The 22,055-nt window shown below is 73.4% G+C and carries 23 protein-coding genes and 1 tRNA gene; 14 read left to right on the top strand and 10 right to left on the bottom strand.

The window, feature by feature from the left end; translation table 11 throughout:
* Positions 1-252 precede the first annotated feature (252 nt).
* The 6 genes from OG500_RS03570 to OG500_RS03545 form a co-directional block, all read right to left on the bottom strand.
* Positions 253-1,662 carry a sensor histidine kinase gene (locus OG500_RS03570; RefSeq protein ID WP_329576456.1) on the bottom strand — a complete coding sequence of 470 codons (1,410 nt, stop codon included), beginning with the start codon at positions 1,660-1,662 and terminating at the stop codon, positions 253-255.
* Positions 1,659-2,387 (bottom strand): response regulator transcription factor, encoded by a 729-nt coding sequence (locus tag OG500_RS03565; RefSeq protein WP_327064884.1) that lies wholly within the window; start codon positions 2,385-2,387, stop codon positions 1,659-1,661. Before OG500_RS03565 ends, OG500_RS03570 begins: the two co-directional genes overlap by 4 nt.
* A gap of 231 nt (positions 2,388-2,618) precedes the next feature.
* Positions 2,619-3,212, bottom strand: coding sequence for an ATP-binding protein (locus OG500_RS03560; RefSeq protein WP_329576453.1), 594 nt, complete (start codon positions 3,210-3,212; stop codon positions 2,619-2,621).
* 48 nt (positions 3,213-3,260) lie between these two features.
* The gene (locus OG500_RS03555) at positions 3,261-3,545 is read right to left on the bottom strand and encodes a hypothetical protein (RefSeq protein WP_327064881.1); all 285 of its coding nucleotides are present in this window, start codon (positions 3,543-3,545) and stop codon (positions 3,261-3,263) included.
* The gene (locus OG500_RS03550) at positions 3,542-5,422 is read right to left on the bottom strand and encodes an FAD-dependent oxidoreductase (protein ID WP_329576449.1); all 1,881 of its coding nucleotides are present in this window, start codon (positions 5,420-5,422) and stop codon (positions 3,542-3,544) included. Before OG500_RS03550 ends, OG500_RS03555 begins: the two co-directional genes overlap by 4 nt.
* Positions 5,419-6,204: a ferric reductase-like transmembrane domain-containing protein gene (locus OG500_RS03545; protein ID WP_329576446.1), complete on the bottom strand. Its 786-nt coding sequence runs from the start codon at positions 6,202-6,204 to the stop codon at positions 5,419-5,421. The genes OG500_RS03550 and OG500_RS03545 overlap by 4 nt, the downstream gene beginning before the upstream one ends.
* A 349-nt stretch (positions 6,205-6,553) precedes the next feature.
* On the opposite strand from OG500_RS03545, the gene OG500_RS03540 reads away from it, so the two are divergent.
* The 3 genes from OG500_RS03540 (at position 6,554) to OG500_RS03530 (ending at position 9,250) form a co-directional block, all read left to right on the top strand.
* Positions 6,554-7,807, top strand: coding sequence for a hypothetical protein (locus tag OG500_RS03540; protein WP_329576443.1), 1,254 nt, complete (start codon positions 6,554-6,556; stop codon positions 7,805-7,807).
* Between the two features lie 370 nt (positions 7,808-8,177).
* Positions 8,178-8,765 (top strand): Rieske (2Fe-2S) protein, encoded by a 588-nt coding sequence (locus OG500_RS03535; protein ID WP_329576440.1) that lies wholly within the window; start codon positions 8,178-8,180, stop codon positions 8,763-8,765.
* Positions 8,766-8,860: 95 nt separating this feature from the next.
* Positions 8,861-9,250, top strand: coding sequence for a WhiB family transcriptional regulator (locus OG500_RS03530; protein ID WP_329576437.1), 390 nt, complete (start codon positions 8,861-8,863; stop codon positions 9,248-9,250).
* Between the two features lie 32 nt (positions 9,251-9,282).
* Here the strand turns inward: OG500_RS03530 and rpmG are convergent, their stop codons facing one another.
* A complete protein-coding gene (gene rpmG / locus OG500_RS03525) occupies positions 9,283-9,447 on the bottom strand; it encodes a 50S ribosomal protein L33 (RefSeq protein ID WP_327064875.1) in 165 nt (54 codons plus the stop codon).
* 151 nt (positions 9,448-9,598) lie between these two features.
* On the opposite strand from rpmG, the gene rpmB reads away from it, so the two are divergent.
* The 9 genes from rpmB to OG500_RS03480 all read left to right on the top strand — a co-directional run bounded on the left by rpmB (position 9,599) and on the right by OG500_RS03480 (position 16,165).
* Positions 9,599-9,835: a 50S ribosomal protein L28 gene (gene rpmB, locus OG500_RS03520; RefSeq protein WP_329576434.1), complete on the top strand. Its 237-nt coding sequence runs from the start codon at positions 9,599-9,601 to the stop codon at positions 9,833-9,835.
* The gene (gene rpsN / locus OG500_RS03515; protein ID WP_327064873.1) at positions 9,835-10,140 is read left to right on the top strand and encodes a 30S ribosomal protein S14; all 306 of its coding nucleotides are present in this window, start codon (positions 9,835-9,837) and stop codon (positions 10,138-10,140) included. Before rpmB ends, rpsN begins: the two co-directional genes overlap by 1 nt.
* A 112-nt stretch (positions 10,141-10,252) precedes the next feature.
* Positions 10,253-11,440, top strand: a complete 1,188-nt coding sequence (locus tag OG500_RS03510; protein WP_329576430.1) for a CobW family GTP-binding protein — start codon at positions 10,253-10,255, stop codon at positions 11,438-11,440.
* 130 nt (positions 11,441-11,570) lie between these two features.
* The gene (gene rpsR, locus OG500_RS03505) at positions 11,571-11,861 is read left to right on the top strand and encodes a 30S ribosomal protein S18 (RefSeq protein ID WP_327064871.1); all 291 of its coding nucleotides are present in this window, start codon (positions 11,571-11,573) and stop codon (positions 11,859-11,861) included.
* Positions 11,858-13,147 carry a GTP-binding protein gene (locus OG500_RS03500; protein WP_329576427.1) on the top strand — a complete coding sequence of 430 codons (1,290 nt, stop codon included), beginning with the start codon at positions 11,858-11,860 and terminating at the stop codon, positions 13,145-13,147. The genes rpsR and OG500_RS03500 overlap by 4 nt, the downstream gene beginning before the upstream one ends.
* A 30-nt stretch (positions 13,148-13,177) precedes the next feature.
* The gene (rpmF, locus tag OG500_RS03495; RefSeq protein ID WP_327064869.1) at positions 13,178-13,348 is read left to right on the top strand and encodes a 50S ribosomal protein L32; all 171 of its coding nucleotides are present in this window, start codon (positions 13,178-13,180) and stop codon (positions 13,346-13,348) included.
* Positions 13,349-13,609: 261 nt separating this feature from the next.
* The gene (locus OG500_RS03490) at positions 13,610-14,575 is read left to right on the top strand and encodes a metal ABC transporter solute-binding protein, Zn/Mn family (RefSeq protein WP_329576422.1); all 966 of its coding nucleotides are present in this window, start codon (positions 13,610-13,612) and stop codon (positions 14,573-14,575) included.
* A 122-nt stretch (positions 14,576-14,697) separates the two neighbouring features.
* Complete coding sequence (locus OG500_RS03485; RefSeq protein ID WP_327064867.1) at positions 14,698-15,462, top strand: class I SAM-dependent methyltransferase; 765 nt, start codon at positions 14,698-14,700, stop codon at positions 15,460-15,462.
* Between the two features lie 151 nt (positions 15,463-15,613).
* Complete coding sequence (locus tag OG500_RS03480) at positions 15,614-16,165, top strand: methyltransferase family protein (RefSeq protein WP_327064866.1); 552 nt, start codon at positions 15,614-15,616, stop codon at positions 16,163-16,165.
* A gap of 405 nt (positions 16,166-16,570) precedes the next feature.
* Here OG500_RS03480 and OG500_RS03475 read toward each other — a convergent pair whose 3' ends face one another.
* The 3 genes from OG500_RS03475 to OG500_RS03465 form a co-directional block, all read right to left on the bottom strand.
* Positions 16,571-17,932 (bottom strand): protein kinase domain-containing protein, encoded by a 1,362-nt coding sequence (locus OG500_RS03475; RefSeq protein WP_329576416.1) that lies wholly within the window; start codon positions 17,930-17,932, stop codon positions 16,571-16,573.
* A complete protein-coding gene (locus OG500_RS03470; protein ID WP_329576412.1) occupies positions 17,929-20,418 on the bottom strand; it encodes an ATP-dependent Clp protease ATP-binding subunit in 2,490 nt (829 codons plus the stop codon). Before OG500_RS03470 ends, OG500_RS03475 begins: the two co-directional genes overlap by 4 nt.
* Positions 20,419-20,548: 130 nt before the next feature.
* A complete protein-coding gene (locus OG500_RS03465; RefSeq protein ID WP_329576409.1) occupies positions 20,549-20,935 on the bottom strand; it encodes a hypothetical protein in 387 nt (128 codons plus the stop codon).
* A 219-nt stretch (positions 20,936-21,154) separates the two neighbouring features.
* On the opposite strand from OG500_RS03465, the gene OG500_RS03460 reads away from it, so the two are divergent.
* Positions 21,155-21,243, top strand: a tRNA-OTHER gene (locus tag OG500_RS03460).
* Between the two features lie 143 nt (positions 21,244-21,386).
* Positions 21,387-22,019: a Crp/Fnr family transcriptional regulator gene (locus tag OG500_RS03455; protein WP_329576406.1), complete on the top strand. Its 633-nt coding sequence runs from the start codon at positions 21,387-21,389 to the stop codon at positions 22,017-22,019.
* Positions 22,020-22,055: the final 36 nt, after the last annotated feature.

The raw sequence follows: 22,055 nt of genomic DNA, 5'->3' as shown, positions 1-22,055 counted from the left end.
TTCCTCGACCGGTCGTGCCGGTCGGGCAGCCGCCGACTGCCCGCACTGCGTTGTCGGGCCCGGATCCGGGCCGCTGGTGATCGGTTCCTACCCGCTGGTAGCAGGATGGTGGCCGCAGGGGTCTTCCCAAGTCAAGTTTCCGCTGGTCGGGGACCGATGAATATTCGAGTTGTGAGACTTTTTGTCACTATCGATTGCCGAACGGTCCATCAGAAGAACTGCGGGGAAAAGGCGGCGGCTGTCGGACGGAATTCACCGGCCGGTGGACTCCGCGGCTCTTCGCCGCCGATGGCGCCAGGCCCGGCCCAGGGTCCGCCGCGAGTCGGCGGCCAGGCCGAGCGCCACCTCCACCCGGGCGCCGCCCAACTCGCTGCGCTGGATGCGCAACTGCCCGCGGGTGGACTGCGCCGCACTGAGTGCGATGTCCAGGCCCAGTCCGGTGGAGCCCCCGTTGCTCACTCCGCGGGAGAGCGCGCTGTCCGGGTCCTCGATGCCGCCACCGCCGTCCTCGACCACCAGCAGGACGCTCTGCGCGGTGCGGTGGACGCTCACCGCGAAGCCGGTCCCCTCGGGGGTGTGCCGGAAGACGTTGCCCACCAGGGCGTCCACCGCGGCGGCCAGGTGGTCGTCCGGCAGGCGCACCGGCGTCGGCTCGTCGGTCGCCTCGAAACTGCAGGTGCGGCCCTGCTGTTCGGCCAGCACCGACCAGAAGCCGACCCGGTGCCGGGCCAGTTCGGCCACCTGGCAGGTCTCGCCGGCGCGCTGCTCCGGGCGAGCCGGCGCGGCGCCGCGCGGGGCAGCGCCCCGGTCCACCCCCAACGGCCGGGTGGCCAGCGGGGTTCGGGCCGCGACGATGATCTCGTCCAGCTCGGACTCCAGGTGGTGGATGGCCGAGCTCAGCCGGGGCGCGCCCGGCACCGGCCCGATCCGCTCGGCCGCCAGCGACAGCGCGGTCAGCGGGGTGCGCAGCCGGTGCGACAGGTCGGCGACCAGTTCGCGCTCGGTGGCCAGCAGTTGCGCCACCCGGTCGGCCATGGTGTTGAACGCCTGCCCGGCCGCTCGGAGTTCGGGCGGCCCGGTCGGCTCCACCCGGACCGCCAGATCGCCGCCGCCCAGCGCCGTCGAGGCCGCCGACAGGCGGCGCGAGGCCCGCACCACCCGGGCCCCCAGCCGGTCGGCCAGCAGCACCGACCCGGCCACCAGGGCCACCGCCAGCACCGCCATCACCGCCCAGGCCCGGGCCACCCCGCGGTTCAGCTCGGCCTGCGGGACGAACTCCTCCACCACCGCCACCTGGTCACGGTCCATCAGCACGGGCTGCAGGTAGTCCCAGCCGCCGGGAACGGCCCGGGCCAGCGCACTTCGGCTGCGCACGACCTCGGCGAGCAGCGGCGGCGCGGCGTGCGCGGCCCCGACCGCCTGCCCGCCGGGCAGGTGCACGCAGAGCCGGCCCGCGCTGTCCAGCTCGGCCACCGTGCGGGCCAGGTCGGCCGGTTGGAGCGAGAGCGCCAGCGCGGGCACCACCGCCACCGCCCGCTGCTCGGCGGCGAGGGTGGCCTGGGTGCGCACCTGGGTGCGCAGCAGCAGTGCGAGCGGGACCAGGAAGGACAGGGCGACCATCGAGGTCACCACCAGGGTGACGGTGGCGAGCGTGGCCCTCACAGGGGGGACACCAGTTTCACGCCCACGCCCCGGACGGTGTGCAGGTACCGTGGCCGCGAGGCGCGTTCGCCCAGCTTGCGGCGCAGGCAGGACAGGTGGACGTCGACGGTCTGCTCGTCCACGTACGGCTGGCGCCACACCTCGGCCAGGATCTTGCGGCGGGAGACGACTCGGCCGGCGTTGCGGGCCAGGAACGCCAGCAGGTCGAACTCGCGGCGGGTCAGGCCGACCTCGCGGCCGGCCAGGTGGACCGTGCGCGCCAGCGCGTCGATCCGCAACTCGCCGACGACCAGCGGCCCCTGGGTCGTGCCGGAACGGTCCCCGGGAGCGGTCGGGTCACCCGCGTCGAGCAGGCCGCCGGGCGCCGCGCACCGCCGCAGCACCGCGGTGAGCCGGGCGACCAGCTGGCCACCGGAGAAAGGTTTCACCAGGTAGTCGTCGGCGCCCGCGTTGAGCAGCTTGATGATCTCCGCGTCGTCGTCGCGGGCGGTGGCCACCAGCACCGGGACCTGGGAGAGACCGCGGATCATCCGCAGCGCATCGGCACCGTCGATGTCGGGCAGCCCCAGGTCGAGCACGACCGCGTCCGGCTGCCACCGGGTGATCTCGCGCAGCGCGCCGAAACCGTCGGGAGAACTGCGCACCAGGAGTTGGTGGCTGGTCAGCACGTCGATCAGCGAGGCGCGGATCGTGGGGTCGTCTTCTACGACGAGGACGGACGTCATGGCGCACACCGTAGCCGAATTCCCGACCGGCCCGAGAGCACTTCCGGCCTGCGGTTTCCGTGGCAATCCGCTCACCTGGGAGGGAACTTAAGCGGAATCTTAGGTGTTCATGTGTGCCAGCTGTGAGAAACGATTCCGGCGCCGGATCGCTGCTACGATCACGCCGGTCGGATATCCGCGAGACGGCCCGCCGCCCGGGTATTCCGGCTGCCCGCCTCGGCAATCCCCGGGTTATTCGCGGTGCGAAGCCGGGGGAGCGGGGGAAGCCGGGCGAGGCAGGGCGAACGGGCGGGGCAGGGCGAACCAGACCTGCTTTCCGTAGGCCGTGCGGCGCGAGCCCCAGCGGCCACCGGAGAGCGCGTGCACGATCCGCAGGCCCCGGCCGCTCTCGGCGCAGGCCTCCTCTCGGGTCCCGGCGCGCGTCTTGGTGAGCGGGGGTAAGCGGCCGTCGAGGTCGCTGTGCCAGGGCCCCGGCAGGTGCGGGTCGCCGTCGTGGACCTCCACCCGGACCGTCGTGGCGGTCACCACCAGGTGCAGCCGCCCGGCCCCCGGGGTGTGCCGGTGGACGTTGGCGACCAGCTCACTGGCCATCAGCACGGCGTCGTCGGCCGCCTCCGCCGGGACGCGCAGCGCGGCGAGCGCCGCGCGCAGCCGCCGCCTGGCCGGCGCGGCCGGGTTCGGCTCCGCCGCCGTCCACGCGTACAGGGTGCGGTGGAGCTGCCGGTGCCGGGGGCGGCCGGGCGACTCACGGGTGGCCGGGTCCGCGCCCCGCACCGCGGCCCGGGCGGGGCCGGGCGCGGGGCGCGGTGATGGTCCGATCAGCATGCTCACCTCTCCTGGCGGAAGCGGATGATCAGATCAGGGAGCGGGGCGTCAGGGCCGGTCGGTTCTGACGTCGGTGGCGCGGGTGGCGGTGCCGACGGTGCGGACCGCGGTGCCGGTGCCTCCGGCGGTCGCGGGCGCCGGTGCCTTGCTCGGCGGCATCGGCGTCGCGGTCAGCAGGACCTGGGCGTAGAGGCCGCCGGAGGCCATCACCAGGCCGACGATGACCGGCCAGCGCACATTGCGGCGCGCGGGCAGACTGAGCAGTCGGTGCAGTTCGCCGCCACGGGTGCGAGTGGCGGCCCGGCGGCGACGGGGTGCGGCACGGCGGCTCAACGGCGCCTCCTCCTTGAGGTCAGGGTGCGCGGCATCGGCCCGATCCGGCCGATGGCGTCGCGGTAGTCGAGTAGTTGACGCGGCCGGTCGAAGGCCACGGCGGCCACCAGCTGGCTGCCGGTCGCGGTGTCCCGGTGGTAGGTCGCCACGAAGCTCTCCGTGCGCAGCGATCCCTCGACCACCTCCATCCGCTCGCCCAGCGCCGGCATGCCGACCGCCTGCAGCCGGGTGCCGTGCTGCTCCGACCAGAACCGCGGGACGGGGGTGAAGCGCGCTGCCTGCTCGGGACCCGCGAGCAGCGCGTCGGCGGCGTGCTGGCCCATCTCGACCGCGTGGATCAGGTGCTCCACCCGCCGCGGTGTGGCGTCGAAGCGGGCGTTGGGCCAGCGGGCCACGTCGCCTGCCGCCACGACGCCCGGCACCGGGCGGCCCGCCACGTCCAGCGCGTGGCAGGTGGTGTCGCACAGTACGCCGTCGGCCGTGTCCAGCGTGCTGCCGCGCAGCCACTCGGTGCGCGGCACGCTGCCCAGCCCCAGGACCACGAAGTCCGCCTCCAGCAGCTCGCCGTCGTCCAGCTGCAGGCGCAGCCCGGTGCCGGTGTCACGCCAGTGGCTGATCCGGGTGCCGAGCCGTACGTCCACCCCGGCCCGGGCCTGGATCCGGCCCACCACCTCGCCCAGCTTGCTGCCCAGCACCCGCCGCAGCAGCGGCGCGCTGTGCACGACGAGGGTGACCTCCATGCCGAGATCCCGCGCGGTGCAGGCCAGTTCGCAGCCGACGAAGCCGCCGCCCAGGATCACCACGTGGTGCGCCCGGGCCTGCTGCAGGGCCTGCTGGATCGCCGCGGCGTCCGCCAGGGTGCGCACCGTGCGGACCCGGTCGCTGACCACCGGCGTGCTGGGCAGCCGCCTGGCGTCGACCCCGGTCGCGATCACCAGGCCGTCGTAGGGCAGTCGTTCACCGCCGCGCAGCTCCACGGACCTGCTCTCCGTGTCCAGGCCGAGCAGCTGGGTGCCCAGCAGCCAGTGGGCGTCGAGCGTGTCGTCGGCCCGGAAGGTGAGGTCCTCGGCGCCCAACTCGCCGGCCAGGAACTGCTTGGACAGCGGCGGACGACTGTACGGGCGGCGCAACTCCTCGCCGATCAGCACGAGTTCGCCGTCGTAGCCGCGTTCGCGCAACCGGCCGGCCGCGCTCAGCCCGGCCAGGCCGCCGCCGGCGACCACGATGCGCCGGTATTCCGCCGGCCGCTCCGCCGCCGGGGTGCGGCGGCGCCGGGCACCGGGCGGGGCCGCGTCGCTGATCGCGATGGCCTGCATCGGGCAGCAGCGCACCGCCTGGCGGGCCCGGGCGGCGAGCCGGGCCGGGACGGCGCCCGTGTAGTGCAGGGAGCCGCCCTCGGAGATGCGGAAGACCTCGGGGGCCTCCTGCTGGCAGATGCCGTAGATGTGGCAGCGGTTGTTGTCGACGCTGACCTTCACCGGCTGGGACTCGGGGACGAGCCGGTCGACCGGCAGCGGCAGCTCCTCGGCTGCGGGCGGCTCGGCGGTCGGCTGCCCGGTGGGCGGTGCCGGTGGCTGCTCGCCGACGACCGGCGGCCCGGGGAGGGCCGCGGGCGGGGCCCAGACCTCGGCGGCCGGCTGGAGCCAGGCCTCGTGCACGGCCGGTGGCTGGGCAGGCGGCAGCAGTTGGGCGGGCGCAACTGCCGGTGGCTGGGCGGGCGGCAGCAGTTGGGCGGGCGCCTGCCAGTCGGCCGCCGGTGCCTGCGGCGGCCACACCGCCGGCCGTGCGAACTGCGGTGGCGTCCACCACTCCTGCGCCGGCTGTTGGTCCTGCGGCCACCAGGCCTGGTTCGACCAGGCGCCCGGAATCGTCGTCATCGGATGCCGTCCACGCTGTTGGTGAAGCTGCCCTGGCGCAGCCGGGAGGGAGAGGGGAGCGCGCGGATGAGGAAGGCGAGCAGGCAGCCCAGGGCGCCGGCCGCGATCCCGAGCGCGACGAGGTTGAGGTGGCGCGGCTCGGGGTGCACGGTGATGATGTGCAGCCAGATCAACGCGAAGGCCGGATAGGCGAACTGATGGAATTTCAGCCATCGCCGGTAGCCGAGCCGTTGCTGCAGCCACACCGAGCAGCCCACCGCGACGGCGAGTTCGGTGCCGAGGATCCCGAAGCCGACCGGCAGCCGTTGCAGGCCGCCGGTGAACGGCACCAGCAGGTTGGCGAGTCGCAGGTCCCAGACCGGCTGGTAGGCGAAGGTCAGGCCGTGCAGCGCACCGAAGGTCAGGGTGGAGAGGGCGAGCGTCATGTGGGCGCCGTACACCGTCCTGCGGTTGACCTGCCGCTGGAAGTACCGCATGCGGAGCACCACGCCCAGCACCATCGTGGCCACCATCAAGGTGTACGCGATCATCGCGGCGAGCCGGGCGATCTTGTGCACGCCCACGTCGTACGCGATCCCCTTGTCGTAGGCGTCCAGCGGGGAGCCGGGGATGGGTGCGGTGGCCGAGGCCGGCTGGGCCAGGAGCAGGACCAGCGCCAGGGCGAGGACCGCCGCCACGACAGCCGCGACAACCGCCGGCACGGGCGGGCGGACGCGGATCCGGACGCGGTCTGACGGAGTGCCGGCGTCGACGGGGGGCACTGCGTCGGAAAGCAGGGTCATGGGCTCCTGACTCCGTGGTTCTTGCGAGGGGTGGTCTCTTGCCGCAGTGGCGCGAGGGCCGGGGAGGGGGAGGAAGCCGGCCCTCCCAGGCGGGGGAGGGCCGACAGCGCTGATCGTAGGGGCGCTCCCGGGGCCCGATCGGCGTGTGCAAGAGCCGCTAATCAATCCCTAAGGTTGCGCTGACTCAGGCCCGGGCGGCTCGGTCGGGCCGGGTGAGCGCAACCTTAGGCGCTCCTTAGGGCGCTGCGCGGAGGCTGTTCCGGCCCGTGCGCGCTCCTACGATCACTGCATCCCCGTCGCTCGGCCAGGGCCGCCAGGCCTGGCGCTGCCCTTTTCCAGGAGAGTACGTATGGAACAGAGTTCACGTCGGCACCACCGGGCCCGCGGTCGTGGCCGCCGGGTGCTCGCACTCAGTCTCGGCCTCGGTGGTGTGCTCAGCGCCGGCGTCGCCGTGCTGGGTGTCTCGTTCGCCGCGACCGCGCCGCCGACCCCGCCCGCACCGCCGGCCCAGCCGGACCCGAACTGCACCCTGACGGTGCCGGCCGACCCGCTCACCGCCCAAGGTCTGGCCACCCCTTACGTGTTGGCCGCCACCGACCCGGCCAAGGGCCCCTGTCAGGAGACGAACGCCAACCAGTCGGCCTTCGTCCAGGCCACCGTGCTCGACCCGGCCACCGGCGCGGTCTCCGTCTACGACCCGCTGGTCGTCGACCAGGGAACGCCACCGGCGATCGCACCCGTCCGACCCGCGCTGCCGCAGAACGCGGTGGTCGGCATCTGGTTCGGCTTCAACGGCGATGTGCTCGCGCTGAACGGTCGGACGGGCGACGGGAGTTGCGTCGGCGGGGCACCGGGCGGCCAGCCCTTCGGCCAGTTCGCCTACTGCAACGCGCCGGCCTTCTTCACCGCCGCCAACACCGCCGAGCAGGCCGGGAAGCTCACCGTCCCGCCGCTCGGCACCGGCAAGGACGGCCAACCCTGCCTCACCACCCGGGACTTCGGTCTGGTCGACCAGGACCAGAGCGACAACGTCACCGCCGAGTACCTGGCCACCCCGCAGGGGCGGACCGCCCAGAAGACCAAGCGGAACGCCGCCCGGCTCGGCCGCACCCGGACCATGGGCAACACCACCGCGCTGCTGAACGGCAGCGACAACCTGCTGCTGGACAACTTCGAGGACCCGGCGCTCGGTTGCACCCCCTGGACGGCCCCCGACCTGGCCGACCCCGGCAGCAGCGTCACCGCGCTGGCCCTCAACGAGCTGCAGGCGGCCAAGGACCAGGCCGCCCCGGTCGCGGTGGTGCCGCTGAACGACCCCATGGTGCTGGAGAACGGCAGGCAGAGCCGCAGCAAGACCAACCTCTACCGGGTCGGAGTGGACCAACCGCAGCTCGGCGCGGGCGCCAACGGGGACCCGAGGGCCTACTGCGCCGCCATCGCCACCGTGGGGGCCAGGCGCATCGCGTTGGACCGGCCGTTCACCGCCACCGCCGCCTCGCCGCAGGCGGGTCAGAGCCTGTTCGACTTCCTCAGCCAGCGGCTGGCCGCCTCGCTCACCAACCTGGGCTGCCCGCAGGCCGGTTCGCCACCGAAGGGACAGTAGTGCGGGTTTCCTAGTGCCGCGTCAGGCAACCTTCGCCCCGTCGCGACGCCCGGCACGCCCTCTCGCCGCACCGGCCGAAAGCCCAAGTACGTCCAGTACGAGGACTTCCGGCCGGCACGCCGACAGCACGCACCGGGCGCCGCTCCTTGACGGGCAAAGGCTGCCTGACCCGGCACTAGGGCGGTCCAGGCGGCGGAGTCAGCAGACCATGAACCAACCCTTAGCGGAACCGAAAATCGCCTGAGACCGCTGGCCCCCCCACCCGACCGCGGCCTACGCTCGTCGCTACCCGGCCGGCGGAGCCCCTCCTCGTGCCGCGTTCCCACTGCGGCCCTTCTGATCGACAACTTCCAACAGAGAGTGGACCGTTATGCCCGATGACATCGAGACCGCTGCGATCGCCGAGAGCTCCCCGCAGTCCCCGGGCGCCCAGCCCCTGGTCACCACCCGCCGTGTCGTGCTGTGCGGAGCGGGTGGTGCGGCCGCGCTGGCGCTGGCCGGGTGCTCCTCCTCCGGATCGACGGCCTCCGGCTCGTCGGCCGCCTCCGCCGGGACGATGACCTCGGGCGCGGGAACGGGTGCCGACCCGGGCTCGGGAATGGCCTCCGGCGCCGGCTCGGGCGCCGGCTCCAGCTCGAGCTCCGATGCGGGCTCCGGCTCGGGCGCGGGCACCGTGCTGGGCAAGGCCGCCGACGTCCCGGTCGGCGGCGGCACCGTCTTCGCCGCCGCCAAGGTGGTCGTCACGCAGTCGACGGCGGGCCAGTACAAGGGCTTCAGTGCGGTCTGCACGCACCGCGGGTGCACCGTCTCCCAGGTGGCCGACGGGGTGATCATCTGCCCGTGCCACGGCAGTCAGTTCAGGGCCGAGGACGGCTCGGTGGCCAAGGGCCCGGCGACCTCCGCGCTGGCCCCGGTCCCGGTCAAGGTGCAGAACGGCACGCTGGTCGCCGGCGCCTGACCCCCACAGCGACCGACCGGCGCACCCCACTGCGCCGGTCGGTTCCCCCCCGCCGTGCCCAACTCCCGCCCCGTGTCCCCCTGGAAGGCAGACCCGTGACGACCCCTCGCCCCGTGGACGGCACCGCCGCCCGCCTCCTCCGGCGCCGCCGCCCCGCCGCCCGCGTGGCCACCGCCCTCCTGCCCAGGTTCCTCGCCGCCCGCCCCGACGTCGCCTACCCGCGGTTGCGCGGCGACGAGCCGTGCCGGCGCCGCGACGTCAACCCCGACGTCTTCTGGCCCAAGGGCGCGGACGCCCTCGCCCGGACGGCCACCGCCAAGCGCCTGTGCTGGGCGTGCCGGCCCACCACCCGCGCCGAGTGCCTGCGCTGGGCGCTCGCCAACCCGGTCCTGGCGGGCGAGGCGATCTGGGCCGGCCTGACCGAGCCGGAGCGCCGCGCGGAGGCGTCGGCCGCGCCGGCCACGTCGACCGCCCCGACGATCTGACGAGCTGACGCAGCGTGGGCAGGGGAGGGGAATCAGCGCTCTTCGCGGAAGAGGGTGTGCTTGCGGGCGACGGGGTCGTACTTGCGCAGGACGAGCCGGTCGGGGTCGTTGCGGCGGTTCTTGCGGGTGACGTAGGTGTACCCGGTGCCCTCGGTCGAGCGGAGCTTGATGATCGGGCGCAGTTCGTTGCGGGCCATGCGGTGTCCCTTCCAGGGCGTGGTGGGTCGGTGTGGAGCCCACCATAGCGTAATGGTTTTCGTTTTCATCTAGGGTAGTGTCAGGTCAACGCCGGCGGCAGCCACGGCATTCCCCGCTGCCGCCGTTCTCCTCACGCTGCTCGGAGTCACCATGTCCGCACACTGCCAACTGACCGGTCGCAAGCCCGGCTTCGGCAACGCGATCTCGCACTCGCACCGCCGCACCAGGCGCCGCTTCGACCCGAACATCCAGTCCAAGCGCTACTGGCTGCCGAGCGAGGGCCGCTTCGTGCGCCTGACGCTCAGCGCCAAGGGCATCAGGACCGTCGACAGGCTCGGCATCGAGAAGGCCGTCGTCGTCGTGCGCGCCCGGGGCGGGCGGGTCTGATGGCCAAGCGCAGCAAGATCGCCAGGAACGACCAGCGCCGGGCCGTCGTCGCCCGGTACGCCGAGCGCCGCGCCGAGCTCAAGCGCGTGATCGCCGGCCCCGCCACCTCGCCCGAGGAGCGCCGGGCCGCCTTGGACGAGCTGCAGCGCCAGCCCCGCGACGCCAGCCCCACCCGGGTGCGCAACCGCGACGCGGTCGACGGCCGCCCGCGCGGCTACCTGCGCGCCTTCGGGCTCTCCCGGATCGGGGTGCGTCAGCAGGCGCATGCCGGGTTCCTGCCCGGTGTCCGCAAGGCCAGCTGGTAGCGCCCACGAAGCCGGCCGCGTCCCGCGTCGCCGCGTTGGCTCTCCCGGTCCGCGCGACCCGGGGCGCGGCCCCGAACCTGCTGAACACCCGATCCCGAGGAGGGAAGAACCGGTGCCCGAATCCGGTCTGTTGCCCGTGGTGGTGGTCGGCGGCCTGCACGAGGCCGCGCGCCGCCAGGCGGTCCTGGAACTGCTCGAAAGCCGCGAGGGCGCTGTCGTCCTGCACCACGACCTGGCCTCGGCCGCGCACGGCCGCGTGCACCGCCGGGTCCGCGACGCCGCGGGCTCGCTGAACGAGACCCACGTGCCGCTCACCAACGACTGCCCGTGCTGCGCCCTGCGCGAGGACCTGCTGCCCGAGCTGCTGCGGATCGCGGACGCGGGCCGCCACCGGTTCGCCGTGGTGGAGCTCTGGGGCGGCAGCGACCCGCATCCGCTGGTGGAGGTGATGGCGGGCGGTGAGGTCGGCGACCGCTGCATGCACGAGGCGGTGGAGGTGATCGCGGTGGTGACCGCCGTGGATCCGCTGCGGATCGTCCCGCAACTGTCGGTGGCCGACCAGCTCCTGGAGCACGGCCTGCACACCTGCGCCGAGGACGAGCGGACCCTGGCCGAGGCCCTCTCCCACCAGATCGAGTACGCGGGCGTGCTCGCCGTCGCACCCGCCCAGGAGGCGGCCGGCAGCGCCGAGGTGCAGGCCGGACTGGCGATGCTGCGCCAGCTCCACCCGACCGCCCGCCTCGTGGGCCTCGGCTCTGGAGCGCTCGCGGGCGCGGTGCTCGCGGGCTTCGACGTGGCGGCCGCCCGGGACCGCGTCAACCCGGCGCTGGCGCTGCTGCCGCAGTGCGCCGACGAGGCGGGCGTGGCCACGCTGGTCTGGGAGCGGCGCCGGCCGCTGCACCCCGGGCGGCTGTACGAGGCGCTCGACGAGCTGGTTCCGGCCGCCCAGCGCAGCCGGGGGCGCTTCTGGCTGGCCAACCGCCCCGAGCTGATGCTGGCCTGGGACGCGGCGGGGGCCAGCCTGGCGGTGGAGGAGTGCGGCCCCTGGCTGGCCACCCTCCCGGACGCGGTCTGGGAGCTCTACCCGCCCTCCCGCCGGGCCGCCGCGGCGCTCGACTGGGACGTCGAGCACGGCGACCGGGTGCAGCAACTCATCTTCACCGCCGAGGGGCTGGACGCGGACGGGATCACCGGGCTGCTCGACTCCTGCCTGCTCACCGACGCGGAGCTCGCGGGCGGCGAGTCGAGCTGGAGGTCGCTGCCGGACGCTTTCGAGGAGCTCCTCGACCCGGTCGCCTGACGATCCCCGCCGACTCCACCGAACGACCGAACGACCGAACGACGCTGAACGTCGTCGAGCGACGTCGAGCGACGTCGAGCGACGTCGAGCGACGTCGAGCGACGAAGGACAGCAAGGACAGAAGGACGCCATGACCAAGATCGCCGCGGCCCGCCGGGACCGCAAGCCGCGCCCCAACCCTCCCCCAGCCTTCGGCCGGGGGCGCCCCCATCACGAGGCACGGATCACGTACATCGACTACAAGGACACCAACCTCCTGCGGAAGTTCATCTCCGACCGAGGCAAGATCAGGAGCCGCCGGGTCACCAGGCTCACCGTCCAGCAGCAGCGCGCGATGGCCCGGGCGATCAAGAACGCCCGCGAGATGGCCTTGCTGCCCTACGTCTCCGGCGCCACGTCCGCCGCGAAGGCGGGCCGGTGAGCGGGCGGCTCCCGGTCACGGTGCTCTCCGGGTTCCTCGGCGCCGGCAAGACCACGTTGCTCAACCACCTGCTGAACAACCGGGACGGGCTGCGGGTCGCGGTGATCGTCAATGACATGAGCGAGGTCAACATCGACGCGGCCCTGGTCCGCGAGGGCGGCGGAGCGCTCTCCCGGACCGAGGAGCGGCTGGTCGAGATGACCAACGGCTGCATCTGCTGCACGCTGCGCGACGACCTGTTGGAGGAGGTCGACCGCCTCGCCCGCGAAGGCCGCTTCGACTACCTGCTGATCGAGTCCAGCGGCATCTCCGAGCCGATGCCGGTCGCGGCCACCTTCGCCTTCGCCCGCGACGACGGTGCCACGCTCGGCGACCTCGCCCGGCTGGACACCATGGTCACGGTGGTGGACGCGGCCAACTTCCTGCCCGAGCTGCGCGGTGGGGACGAGCTGGCGGCCCGCGGGCTCGACCAGTACCAGGACGACGAACGCACGGTCAGCGACCTGCTGATGGACCAGGTGGAGTTCGCCGACGTCCTGGTCCTCAACAAGACCGACCTGGTCACCGCCGCGGAGGCGGACCGCCTGGCCGCCGCGCTCGGCCGCCTCAACCCCGCCGCCCGGATCGTGCGGGCGACCGGCGGCCGGGTCGCGCCCGCCGAACTGCTGGGCACCTGGCTCTTCGACCTGACCAAGGCCCAGCAGGCCCCCGGCTGGGTGGCCGAACTCAACGGTGACCACGTGCCGGAGACCGAGGAGTACGGCATCAGCAGCCTGGTCTTCCGCGCCGAACGGCCCTTCCACCCGGGCCGGCTCTGGGAGTTGGTGAGCAGGCGGCTCGACGCGGGGGAGTTCGGCACGGTGCTGCGCTCGAAGGGCTTCTTCTGGCTCGCCTCCCGGCCGGCCGTCACCGGGCTGTGGTCGCAGGCCGGTTCGGTCGCCCGCTTCGAGCCCGCGGGCCTGCGCGCCGCCCTGACCGCTGCTCCGGTGCCGGTCGACGTCCTGTGGCCGTTCGCTCCGACCGACGCCTCGCTCCTGACCGGCGTCGGCCGGCAGGACGTGCAGAACGGTCAGGAACTGGTCTTCATCGGTACCGGCCTGCGCGAGGCCGAACTGCGCGCCGCGCTCACCGGCTGCCTGCTCGACGACGCCGAGCAGGCAGCCGGCCCGGGCGGCTGGACGGCCTTCGCCGACCCCTTCCCGGAGTGGGACGAGTCCGCGCTCCAGGACGACCTCCACACCCACACCCACACGCACGCCCACACGCACGCCCACGCCCACGCATAGTCCCGCACCGAACAGCAGGAGAGCCCCGCCATGGCCGTACCCAAGCGCAAGACCTCCCGCAGCAACACCCGGCACCGCCGCGCCCAGTGGAAGGCGAGCGCGCCCCAGCTGGTCCCGATCACGGTCGAGGGCCGCGAGCACCTGGTGCCGCGCAACCTGGTCCGCGCCTACGAACGCGGCCTGCTGACGCCGGCCCCGTAGGTCCCCGCGCCCGAGCTCCCCGTACCCGGGCAGTGCCGCCGGGTGCCCCGCAGTCGTGCGGGGCGCCCGGCGGCACTGGCGTTCCCCGGGACTGACGCCTGGTCAGGCGCGCCGCGAGGCCGGGTCAAGATTCGGCAATGATTTTCATCTCGGCGACGATCGGGGTGGTTTTGAAAATCATTTCCGACTAACGTGCTGCCCGTCCAACCGAGGCGGAGCCCTGTCACAGGGCTCCGCAGCTCTCAGAGGAGTACCCGCACCATGCGCTCCGTCCTTCCCCGCACCGTCCGCAGGCACCCCGCCCGCCTCGTGCTGAGCACGGCGGCCGTCGCCGCACTCGCGCTCACCAGTGCCTGCTCCACCGCCTCGACGACGAAGACCGGCTCGGCCGGCTCGGCGGCCGGCTCCAAGGTGATCCAGGTGGTGGCCGCGGAGAACTTCTGGGGCAGCATCGCCGCCCAACTCGGCGGCGCCCACGTGAAGGTGACGAGCATCATCACCAACCCGGACACCGACCCGCACGCCTACGAGCCGACCGCGGCGGACGGCCGGACGATCGCGGGCGCGGACTACGTGATCACCAACGGCATCGGCTACGACGCCTGGTCGGACAAGCTGCTGGCGGCCAACCCGGCGCCGAGCCGCACCGCGCTGAAGGTCGGCGACCTGGTGGGGCTGAAGGAGGGCGACAACCCGCACCAGTGGTACTCGCACGACAGTGTGGACAAGGTGATCGACCGGATCACCGCCGACTACAAGAAAATAGACCCGGCCGACGCGGCCTCCTTCGACGCCCAGAAGCAGACCTTCCTGATGCAGACGCTGGCGCCGTACAACCAGTTGGAGTCGGACATCAAGGCGAAGTACGCGGGCACGCCGATCGGGGCCTCGGAGTCGATCGTGACGCCGCTGGCCGAGAGCGTGGGCCTGAAGATGCTCACCCCGGAGAGCTTCCTGGACGCGGAGAGCGAGGGCACCGACCCGACCGCCGCCGACAAGTCGACCATCGACCAGCAGATCGCCGGCAAGCAGATCAAGATCTACGTCTTCAACACCCAGAACTCCGACCCCGACGTGATGGCCCAGGTCAGCGCGGCCAAGGCGCAGGGCATCCCGGTGGCCCAGGTCACCGAGACCCTCGCGCCGGCCGGTGCCACCTTCCAGGACTGGCAGGTCAAGGAGTTGCAGGGCATCGAGGACGCGCTGAAGCAGGCGACCGGCAAGTGAGGGCCCGCCCGACGGGATGACGGGACGCCCGGCGGGCTGCTATTCAAAACGGTTGTCGTTTCCATGTGGCCGCTACGATGGGGAGCCGGAAGAATCGGGTCCGGCGACTTGAGGAGTGGTGCATGGCTGTGGGAACGGCACTGGCGGACACCTGGGTGCGGCGCTGGGAGCGCCAGCAGGAGCGGTACGCGGTGGACCGCGAGGAGCGCTTCACGGTGATCGCCGACGTGGTCGAGTCGGTGACCGGGGGACAGCAGGCGCCGCTGGTCGTGGACCTCGGCAGCGGCCCCGGCTCGCTCGCACGGCGGATCGCCGCCCGGCTGCCGCAGGCACGGATCCTCGCGGTGGACGTCGATCCGCTGCTGCTGGAGCTCGGCCGCAGCCACGCGCCGGACGCCGCCCGCTACGTCGAGGTGCTGATCGGCGAGGACGGCTGGCTGGCCGAACTGGAGCTGGAGCTGGACGGGCCGGTGGACGCGGTCGTCTCCACCACAGCTCTGCACTACCCGGCGCCGGAGCGGCTGCGCGAGATCTACCGCGAGCTGGCCGCCGTGCTCCGGCCGGGCGGCGTGCTGGTCAACGGCGACCACCTCGCGCCCGCCGACCCGGCTCTGGCCCGCCTCACCGCCGCCGTCGGCCGCGCCCGCGCGCAGCGCCAGGGCACCGGCGGCGGTGAGGACTGGGGACGCTGGTGGGCCGAGGTGCGCCTGGTGCCCGAGTTCGCCGAACTGCTGGCGGCCCGCGAGCTGCGGCCGGCCCCCGCGAGCGGCGACGGCAACGGTCTCTCGGCGCGGGAGCACGAGGAACTGCTGCGCGAGGCCGGGTTCCGGGAGGTCGGCCCGGTGTGGCAGTGCGGCGACAGCTGCGTCCTGGTGGCGGTGCGCTGACGCGTGGCGCCTGCGGGGCGTGGCACGGGCAGCCGGACGGCCTGACGTTCGGACGGCTGGACGGTTCTGGCTCGACGATCCGACGGGCTCCGGCGCGCCCTCCAGCGCCTACGCTGGAGGGGGAGCGTCCGAGCAGTCGGGAGCAGAGCTCATGAAGGTCGTCGGCGCCGTCATCCTGATCGGCTGGGCCGCGTTCTGGCTTTACTGGCTGCTGGCGTCCTTCGGTGTGAAGCGGGGGGCCGGTGGCGGGTGGCGCCGCGGGGCGGCCGTCCGCCTGCTGGTCCTGCTCCTCGCCGCCGTCCTGCTGCGCACCCGCGCGCTGCGCGGCCTGGGAGTCGACCGCGATCCGTGGCTGGCGGGCGTCGGCCTGGTCGTGTTCCTGCTGGGGCTGGCGCTCGCCGTGTGGGCCAGGGTGCACATCGGCCGCAACTGGGGGATGCCCATGACGCACAAGGCCGAACCGGAGCTGGTGACCACCGGTCCCTACCGGACCATCCGTCATCCCATCTACTCCGGGGTCCTCCTCGCCCTGATCGGTACGGCGATCGCGATCAGCCTGTACTGGCTGGTGCCGGCCGCGCTGCTCGGCGGGTACTTCGTCTACAGCGCCGTGATGGAGGAGCGCTACCTGACGGAGCGTTTCCCCGACGCCTACCCGGAGTACAAGCGGTCGACCAGGATGCTGATCCCGTTCATCCTCTGACATGATCGCCTGCGATATGTGCAGTGGTGACTTCGGCCGACCCCGCCGCCGCCGACCTGGCGCTGCCGAGGAGCGCCGCACCGCGTCCTCCCCCGATCGGAACACGCTGTAACCGGAGCCGGGAGCGGGCGTTCATCGGCCGGGAGGAGGAACTCGGCCGTTTCGCCGGGGGCAATCCGCTGGCTGCGGGACCTTCCCTTCATGGAGTCCGCACTGCGCGGGTTCTCTCCCCACGACGCCGCGCGCAAGACGCTCGCCCCAGCGAGGCGGTCTTCGCCCGCCGCCGGAGCCACCCGCGAGGACGACGGCTACCCGCTCACCGTTCAGGCTTGTCGGCCGGTCGGCCGGTCGGCCGGTCCGTCGGTCCGTCGGTCGTCCGGGCGGTCCGTCGACGAGCTGCGCGGATCACACCGCGGCGAGCAGTGCGCGGCGCAGGTCGGCGGCGTGCCGGAAGCCGCTCCCGGGCTGCTCGGCGAGCGCGTGGTCGATCACCTCGGCGAGCGGGCCGGGCAGCTGCGGCGCCCGCTCGCGGATCGGCACCGCGGGGGACTGCAGCACGGCCAGCCAGGGGTCCTGCTTCGGCGGGAAGTCGCGCGGGACCAGGCCGGTCAGCGTCCAGTAGAGGCTGGCCGCCATGGACCACAGGTCCATGGCGGGGGTGGCCTCGCGGAAGTCGACGACCTGCAGGCGCGGGACGAAGCTGGGTTTGCCGGCGGTGGCGCCGGTGAGGGTCAGCCCGCTGAGGCCGGCCAGGTCGAAGGCCTTGGCGATGCCGAAGTCGCTGATCTTCGGGGTCAGGGCGCCGTCGGCCGCCCGGTGCAGCAGGATGTTGGACGGGCTCAGGTCACGGTGGACGACGGAGCGCTCGTGCGCGTGGGCCAGGCCCTCCAGCGCCGCGGCGAACAGCCGGACCGCCTCGTCGACGGGCAGCCGGCCGCCGCGGCGGGCCACCAGCTGGTCCAGGCTGCCGTCCGGGCAGTACTCGGTGGTGAGGTAGAACGTCCCGCCGGCGAAGCCCGCGTCGTGCAGGGTGGCGATGTTGGGGTGCCGCAGCTCCTGGGTGATGACCACCTCGCGCAGGAAGCGGCCCCGGGCGACCTGGTTGGTGGCGACCTTCGGCAGCATCACCTTCAGTGCCACCTCGCGGCCGGTGACCTGCTGGCGCGCCAGGTAGACGGCGCCCATGCCGCCGCGGCCGAGCTCCCGCAGCAGGGTGTAGCCGGTGATCCCCGCGAGCGCGGGGTCCGACGAGCGCGCGAGGTCGAGCAGCAGCTCCGCCGCGGCCTGCGGATCGGTGCGGCAGCTCGCGCAGAGGTGGTCGCCCGCGCGGGCGTTGAGCTCCGCGCTGTCCTCGCGGCCGCACTTGACGCAGCGCAGCACCGACGGGCTGCCCTGCTCGGCCGTGATGGTCACCCGGAAGACCGTGTTGCCGATCCTGATCTCGTCGCCGTCCCCGAGCACGTGCTCGGGGAACGCGGTGGCGGCGCCCTCCTCCGGCGTCTGGCCCTGCTCGCGCTGCCCGATCTTGCGGTCGTTCAGGAAGGTGCCGTTGCGGCTGCCGAAGTCCCGCACGCAGGCGTCGGGCGGGTTGATGTCCAGCAGGCAGTGGTGGCGGGAGACGGTCTGGTGGTCGGTGTCGCCAGGCAGCTTGGGGTGGCAGTCGCGGGACCGGCCGATCACGCAGGTGGTGCGCTCGTCGAAGACGAACTCGGCAGGCTCCAGCGGCCCTTGGATCACGGTGAGCGTCACGCTGGCCGGTCGGGTCATCGGGCGGCCCTCTCCTCGTCCGTTCCGATCGCCGCCGCGGGTGCGACGGTGAAGGTCAGCGCCTCGCCCGCCGTCCCGACCCGGACGGTCGCTCCCCGGGCGAGCCGCTCGTCGGCCAGCAGCATGCGGCCCAGTGGCTGGACCAGCAGCCGGTCGACGGCCTGTTCGAGACCGCGTGCGCCCGCTCGGCCGACCTCGCGGCCACGGCGCAGCAGCAGCTCGCGGGCGGCGGGGGAGAGCTCCAGCGTGAGGGCCCGGTCGGTGAGCCGGGCCTGCACCTGGCCGATGATCTTGTCGAGGATCCGGCCCGTCGCCGCGTCGTCGAGCGGCTCGAAGACGACGACCTGCCGGATGCGGCCCAGCAGTTCGGGCCGCAGCCGCTCGCGCAGCGCCGCCATCACCCGCTCGTGCGCCGCCGGATCCCGCGGGGGCGCCGCCGCAGGGGCGAAGCCGAGGGTGCGCCGGTCGGGTTCGCGGGGCGCGGCGCCGAGATTGGAGGTGAGGATGACGACGGCGTCGTTGAACGGCACCCGGCGCCCGTGGGAGTCGGTGAGGGTGCCCTCGTCGAAGATCTGCAGGAACAGGTCGAGGACCTCCGGGTGCGCCTTCTCCACCTCGTCGAACAGCACCACGCTGTGCGGGTGGTCGCGCAGCGGGCCGCTCAGCTGGCCGTCGCGGTCGTGGCCGATGTAGCCGGGCGGCGCGCCGAGCAGCCGGGAGACCGTGTACCGGTCCTTGTACTCGGACATGTCGATGCGGATCAGCCGCCGCTCGGTCCCGAACAGGAACTCCGCCAGGGCCTTGGCCAGTTCGGTCTTGCCCGTGCCGGTGGGACCGGCGAAGAGGAACACACCGAGCGGGCGCCGCGGATCGGCGAGCCCGCTGCGGGCGGTGCGCACCGCGGCAGCGACGGCGGCCACGGCGGCCTCCTGGCCGATGACCCGGGCGCGCAGCAGCTCCTCCATCCGGAGCAGCCGCTGCGCCTCGTCGGCGCCGACCTGCTCCAGGGGCAGCTTCGCCCGCCGGGCGACCACCGCGCTCACCTGGGCGGGGCCCACCCGTGACGCACCGTCAGAGGCGGAGTGGCCAGCAGACCGGTCGGCGGAGGCCTCGGGGGGCTGCGTCCGGATCCGCACCGCGGCACAGGCCTGGTCCAGCACGTCGATCGCCTTGTCGGGCAGGCGCTGCTCGGGCAGGTACCGGATGGTGAGGTCGACGGCGGCCGTCACGGCCGCCGGATCGATGGTGACGCCGTGATGGCCGGCGAGCGAGCGCGCGGCCCCGCGCACGATGGCGATCGCCTCCGAGCGGGTGGGCTCCTCCAGCCAGACCACCTCGAAACGGCGCTGCAGGGCCGGGTCGGTCTCGATGCTCCGCCGGTACTCGGCCGGAGTCGTCGCGCCGATGCAGCGCAGGTCGCCGCGGGCCAGCGCGGGTTTGAGGATGTTGGCCGCGTCGCTGGCGCCGTGGCCCCCGGCGCCGAGCACCGTGTGGACCTCGTCGACGAAGAGGACCACCTCGGTGCCGCAGGCCTCCGCCAGGACACCCTGCAGGCGTTCCTCGAACTCGCCCCGGTACTTGGTGCCCGCGACCAGCGCCGCCATCGGGAGCTCCACCACCCGCACCCCGGCCAGGCCGGCCGGTGCCTCGGGGGAGGACAGCCACCGGGCGAGCTCCTCCACGAGGCTGGTCTTGCCGACTCCGGCCTCGCCGACCAGGACGCAGTTGGGCTTGTGCCGGCGGATCAGGGTCCGCGCCATCGTGCGGAGCTGCTCCTCGCGGCCGATGAGCTCCGGCAGCTCTCCGGCCAGCGCGAGCGCGGTCAGGTCGCGGCCGAACTTGTCCAGCAGCGGTGTCGGGCGGGCGGCCTCGTTCCTCGCTGCGGCGGCGTTCTTCGCTCCGACGGCTCCCTTCGCACCGCGGGCGGGGGCCTCGGCCCGGGAGGCGGGCGGCTGCTCCTTGCCCTCGGGAGCCTCCGGAGCCTGCGGGAAGAGCGCCGCGAGCGGGTCCTCGACGCCGAACTCCGCGAACAGCGCACGGGTGGCCGAGCTGGTCCGCTCCAGGACCGCCTGCAGCAGGTGCACCGCGGTGACGCCCGCGCTCCCGGCCGGTTCGGCGCCGTCGGCGAGTTCGGCCGCGCGAGTGAAGACCGCCCGTGCTGCCGGCGTGCGGCGCGGCGTGGCCGCTGCGGGCCCGGCGACCCGCTCGCCGAGGCCCAGCAGGGCACGCAGCCGGCGGCGGAACCGGCGCGGATCCACGCCGGCGAGCAGGAAGTGCCGCTGCGTCAGCAGCAGGTCGAGCGCCAGCGCCTTCCGTGCTTCGGGGGCCAGCCTCTGCCGGTCGAGCAGCTCCGTGAGGTCGGAGCGGGACAGGACGGCCAGCCCCAGCAGCAGGTGGTCCGGCCCCACCTGGGCGGCGCCGCCCGCCCGCGCCTCCTGCCGTGCCACGGCCAGCGCCAGCACGGCGCTGTCGGCGTAGTCGGTCACGGCCGCTGCTCCCCCCTGGTTGCCTGTGCGCGTTCCCTGCTCCACTGTAGGCAAGCTCCGGTCGCGGGGGTAGATCGTTTGCCAGCTTCTCGCCCCCCGCTCCTGACGCCCCGCTTCTGACGCCCCGCGATCAGCGGCCGATGTGCTCCAGGCGGCGGAACCTCGCGGCGCTCCACGCCTGGTCGACGGAGACGAGGCTCACCCCGTGCCAGCCGATGCCGGTCAGGGCCGGCATCAGGGCATCGCGGCTCAGGTCCGAGACGCCCTTCTTGCGGTAGACGATCCACACCTTGGTGGCATCGGTCAGCGGCGCGAGCAGCCCCGGGGCGTCGCGGTGCAACTGGGCGGCGTCGTGGGCGAAGAGCACCAGGACGTCCGGCACCTCCTCCCCCCGCTCCCGGAGGACGGTCACCTCCGCGGGCAGCTCCGTGAGCAGCGGCGTGTCGGCAGCGGCGTTGACGACGGTCACAGTCGCGCCGGGCCTGATGCCGAGCTTCTCCGCGGCGGTCTTCGGCATGGTCGCTGGCTCCCTGGTCGGACGAGTACGTGCCGGTCATTCTAGGAACGGGCCGCCGTCGGACGCCGCCGCCACCCGTCGCCCGCGCGGCCCGCGGAGCCCGGCCCGGGCGCCGCGGCCGTCAGGGGGAGGTCAGCCTCGCGTCAGGGAGGTGGGCCATGGTTGGTGACACAGGGACGGGCCACGGAGAGCAAGGCAGCCGAAGCGGGTCGGTCCCGGGGAGAGGTGCCCGGAGTGGTTGATCGGGGGCCGGGACTCTGGTCCCGGTCGGGCGCAAGCCCACGCAGGTTCGAATCCTGCCTTCTCCGCCCCGGCGGGAACCTCCGTCGCTGGACCGAGGACGGGTTCCCGCTGCCGTCTGTGCGCGCGCCGAGGCGGCTTCTAAGGTCGTTGCATGAGTGATCGCGCCGGGGGAACTCCGGATCCGTTGGGTCGGACACTGCATCACCTCATGGGTGACGCGCTCTGGGACGGCATGCTGGCTGAGGCGTACGAGCGTCGGCATCCGATCGGCAGCACGCTTCTGAGGCAGGCGGAGCCTGGCACCCATGTGCTTGCGCTGCTGGCCGGGGTGGCCAAGGTGATTCGGCAGGAGCGCAGTGGAGACCTCACGCTGCTGGCGTTCCGAGGTCCCGGCGAAGTGCTGGGAGAGGTGGCGGTGCTGGACGACGGGGTGCGTTCAGCGAATGTACAGGCCATATCGGACTGTTCGGTCGCGGTCCTGAGCAAGGCGACGTTCCTGCGGTTCGTCACGGAGCACGACCTGTTCCCCGTCATGGTCCGCTACGCCCTCGGCCGGCTCAGGGAGTCGGACCTCGCCCGTGGCGGTGGAGACATCGTTGCCCGCCTGTCAGCCGCTCTGGTCACTCTGGCCGAGGTCTCGGTGTCGACCGGCCCGCAGCACACGGGCATCGAGCTTGCGCTGACCCGCGATGAACTGGCCCAGTACCTCGGGGTGTCCCGCAACACGGTCAGCGCGGGCCTTGTCGAGCTCGGCCATCGGAAGGTCCATAGCGCACGAAAGCGCATCGTCATCGGCGACTTGGCCGCCCTGCGGCAGCTGGCCTCGGCGTCACGCGGCTGACAGACCGTCAGTCCATGTGACGCCCATCACGTGGTT

The sequence above is a fragment of the Kitasatospora sp. NBC_01250 genome (assembly GCF_036226465.1).
Taxonomy (GTDB): Bacteria; Actinomycetota; Actinomycetes; order Streptomycetales; family Streptomycetaceae; genus Kitasatospora.
This window is presented reverse-complemented; position numbering and strand designations above follow the sequence as displayed.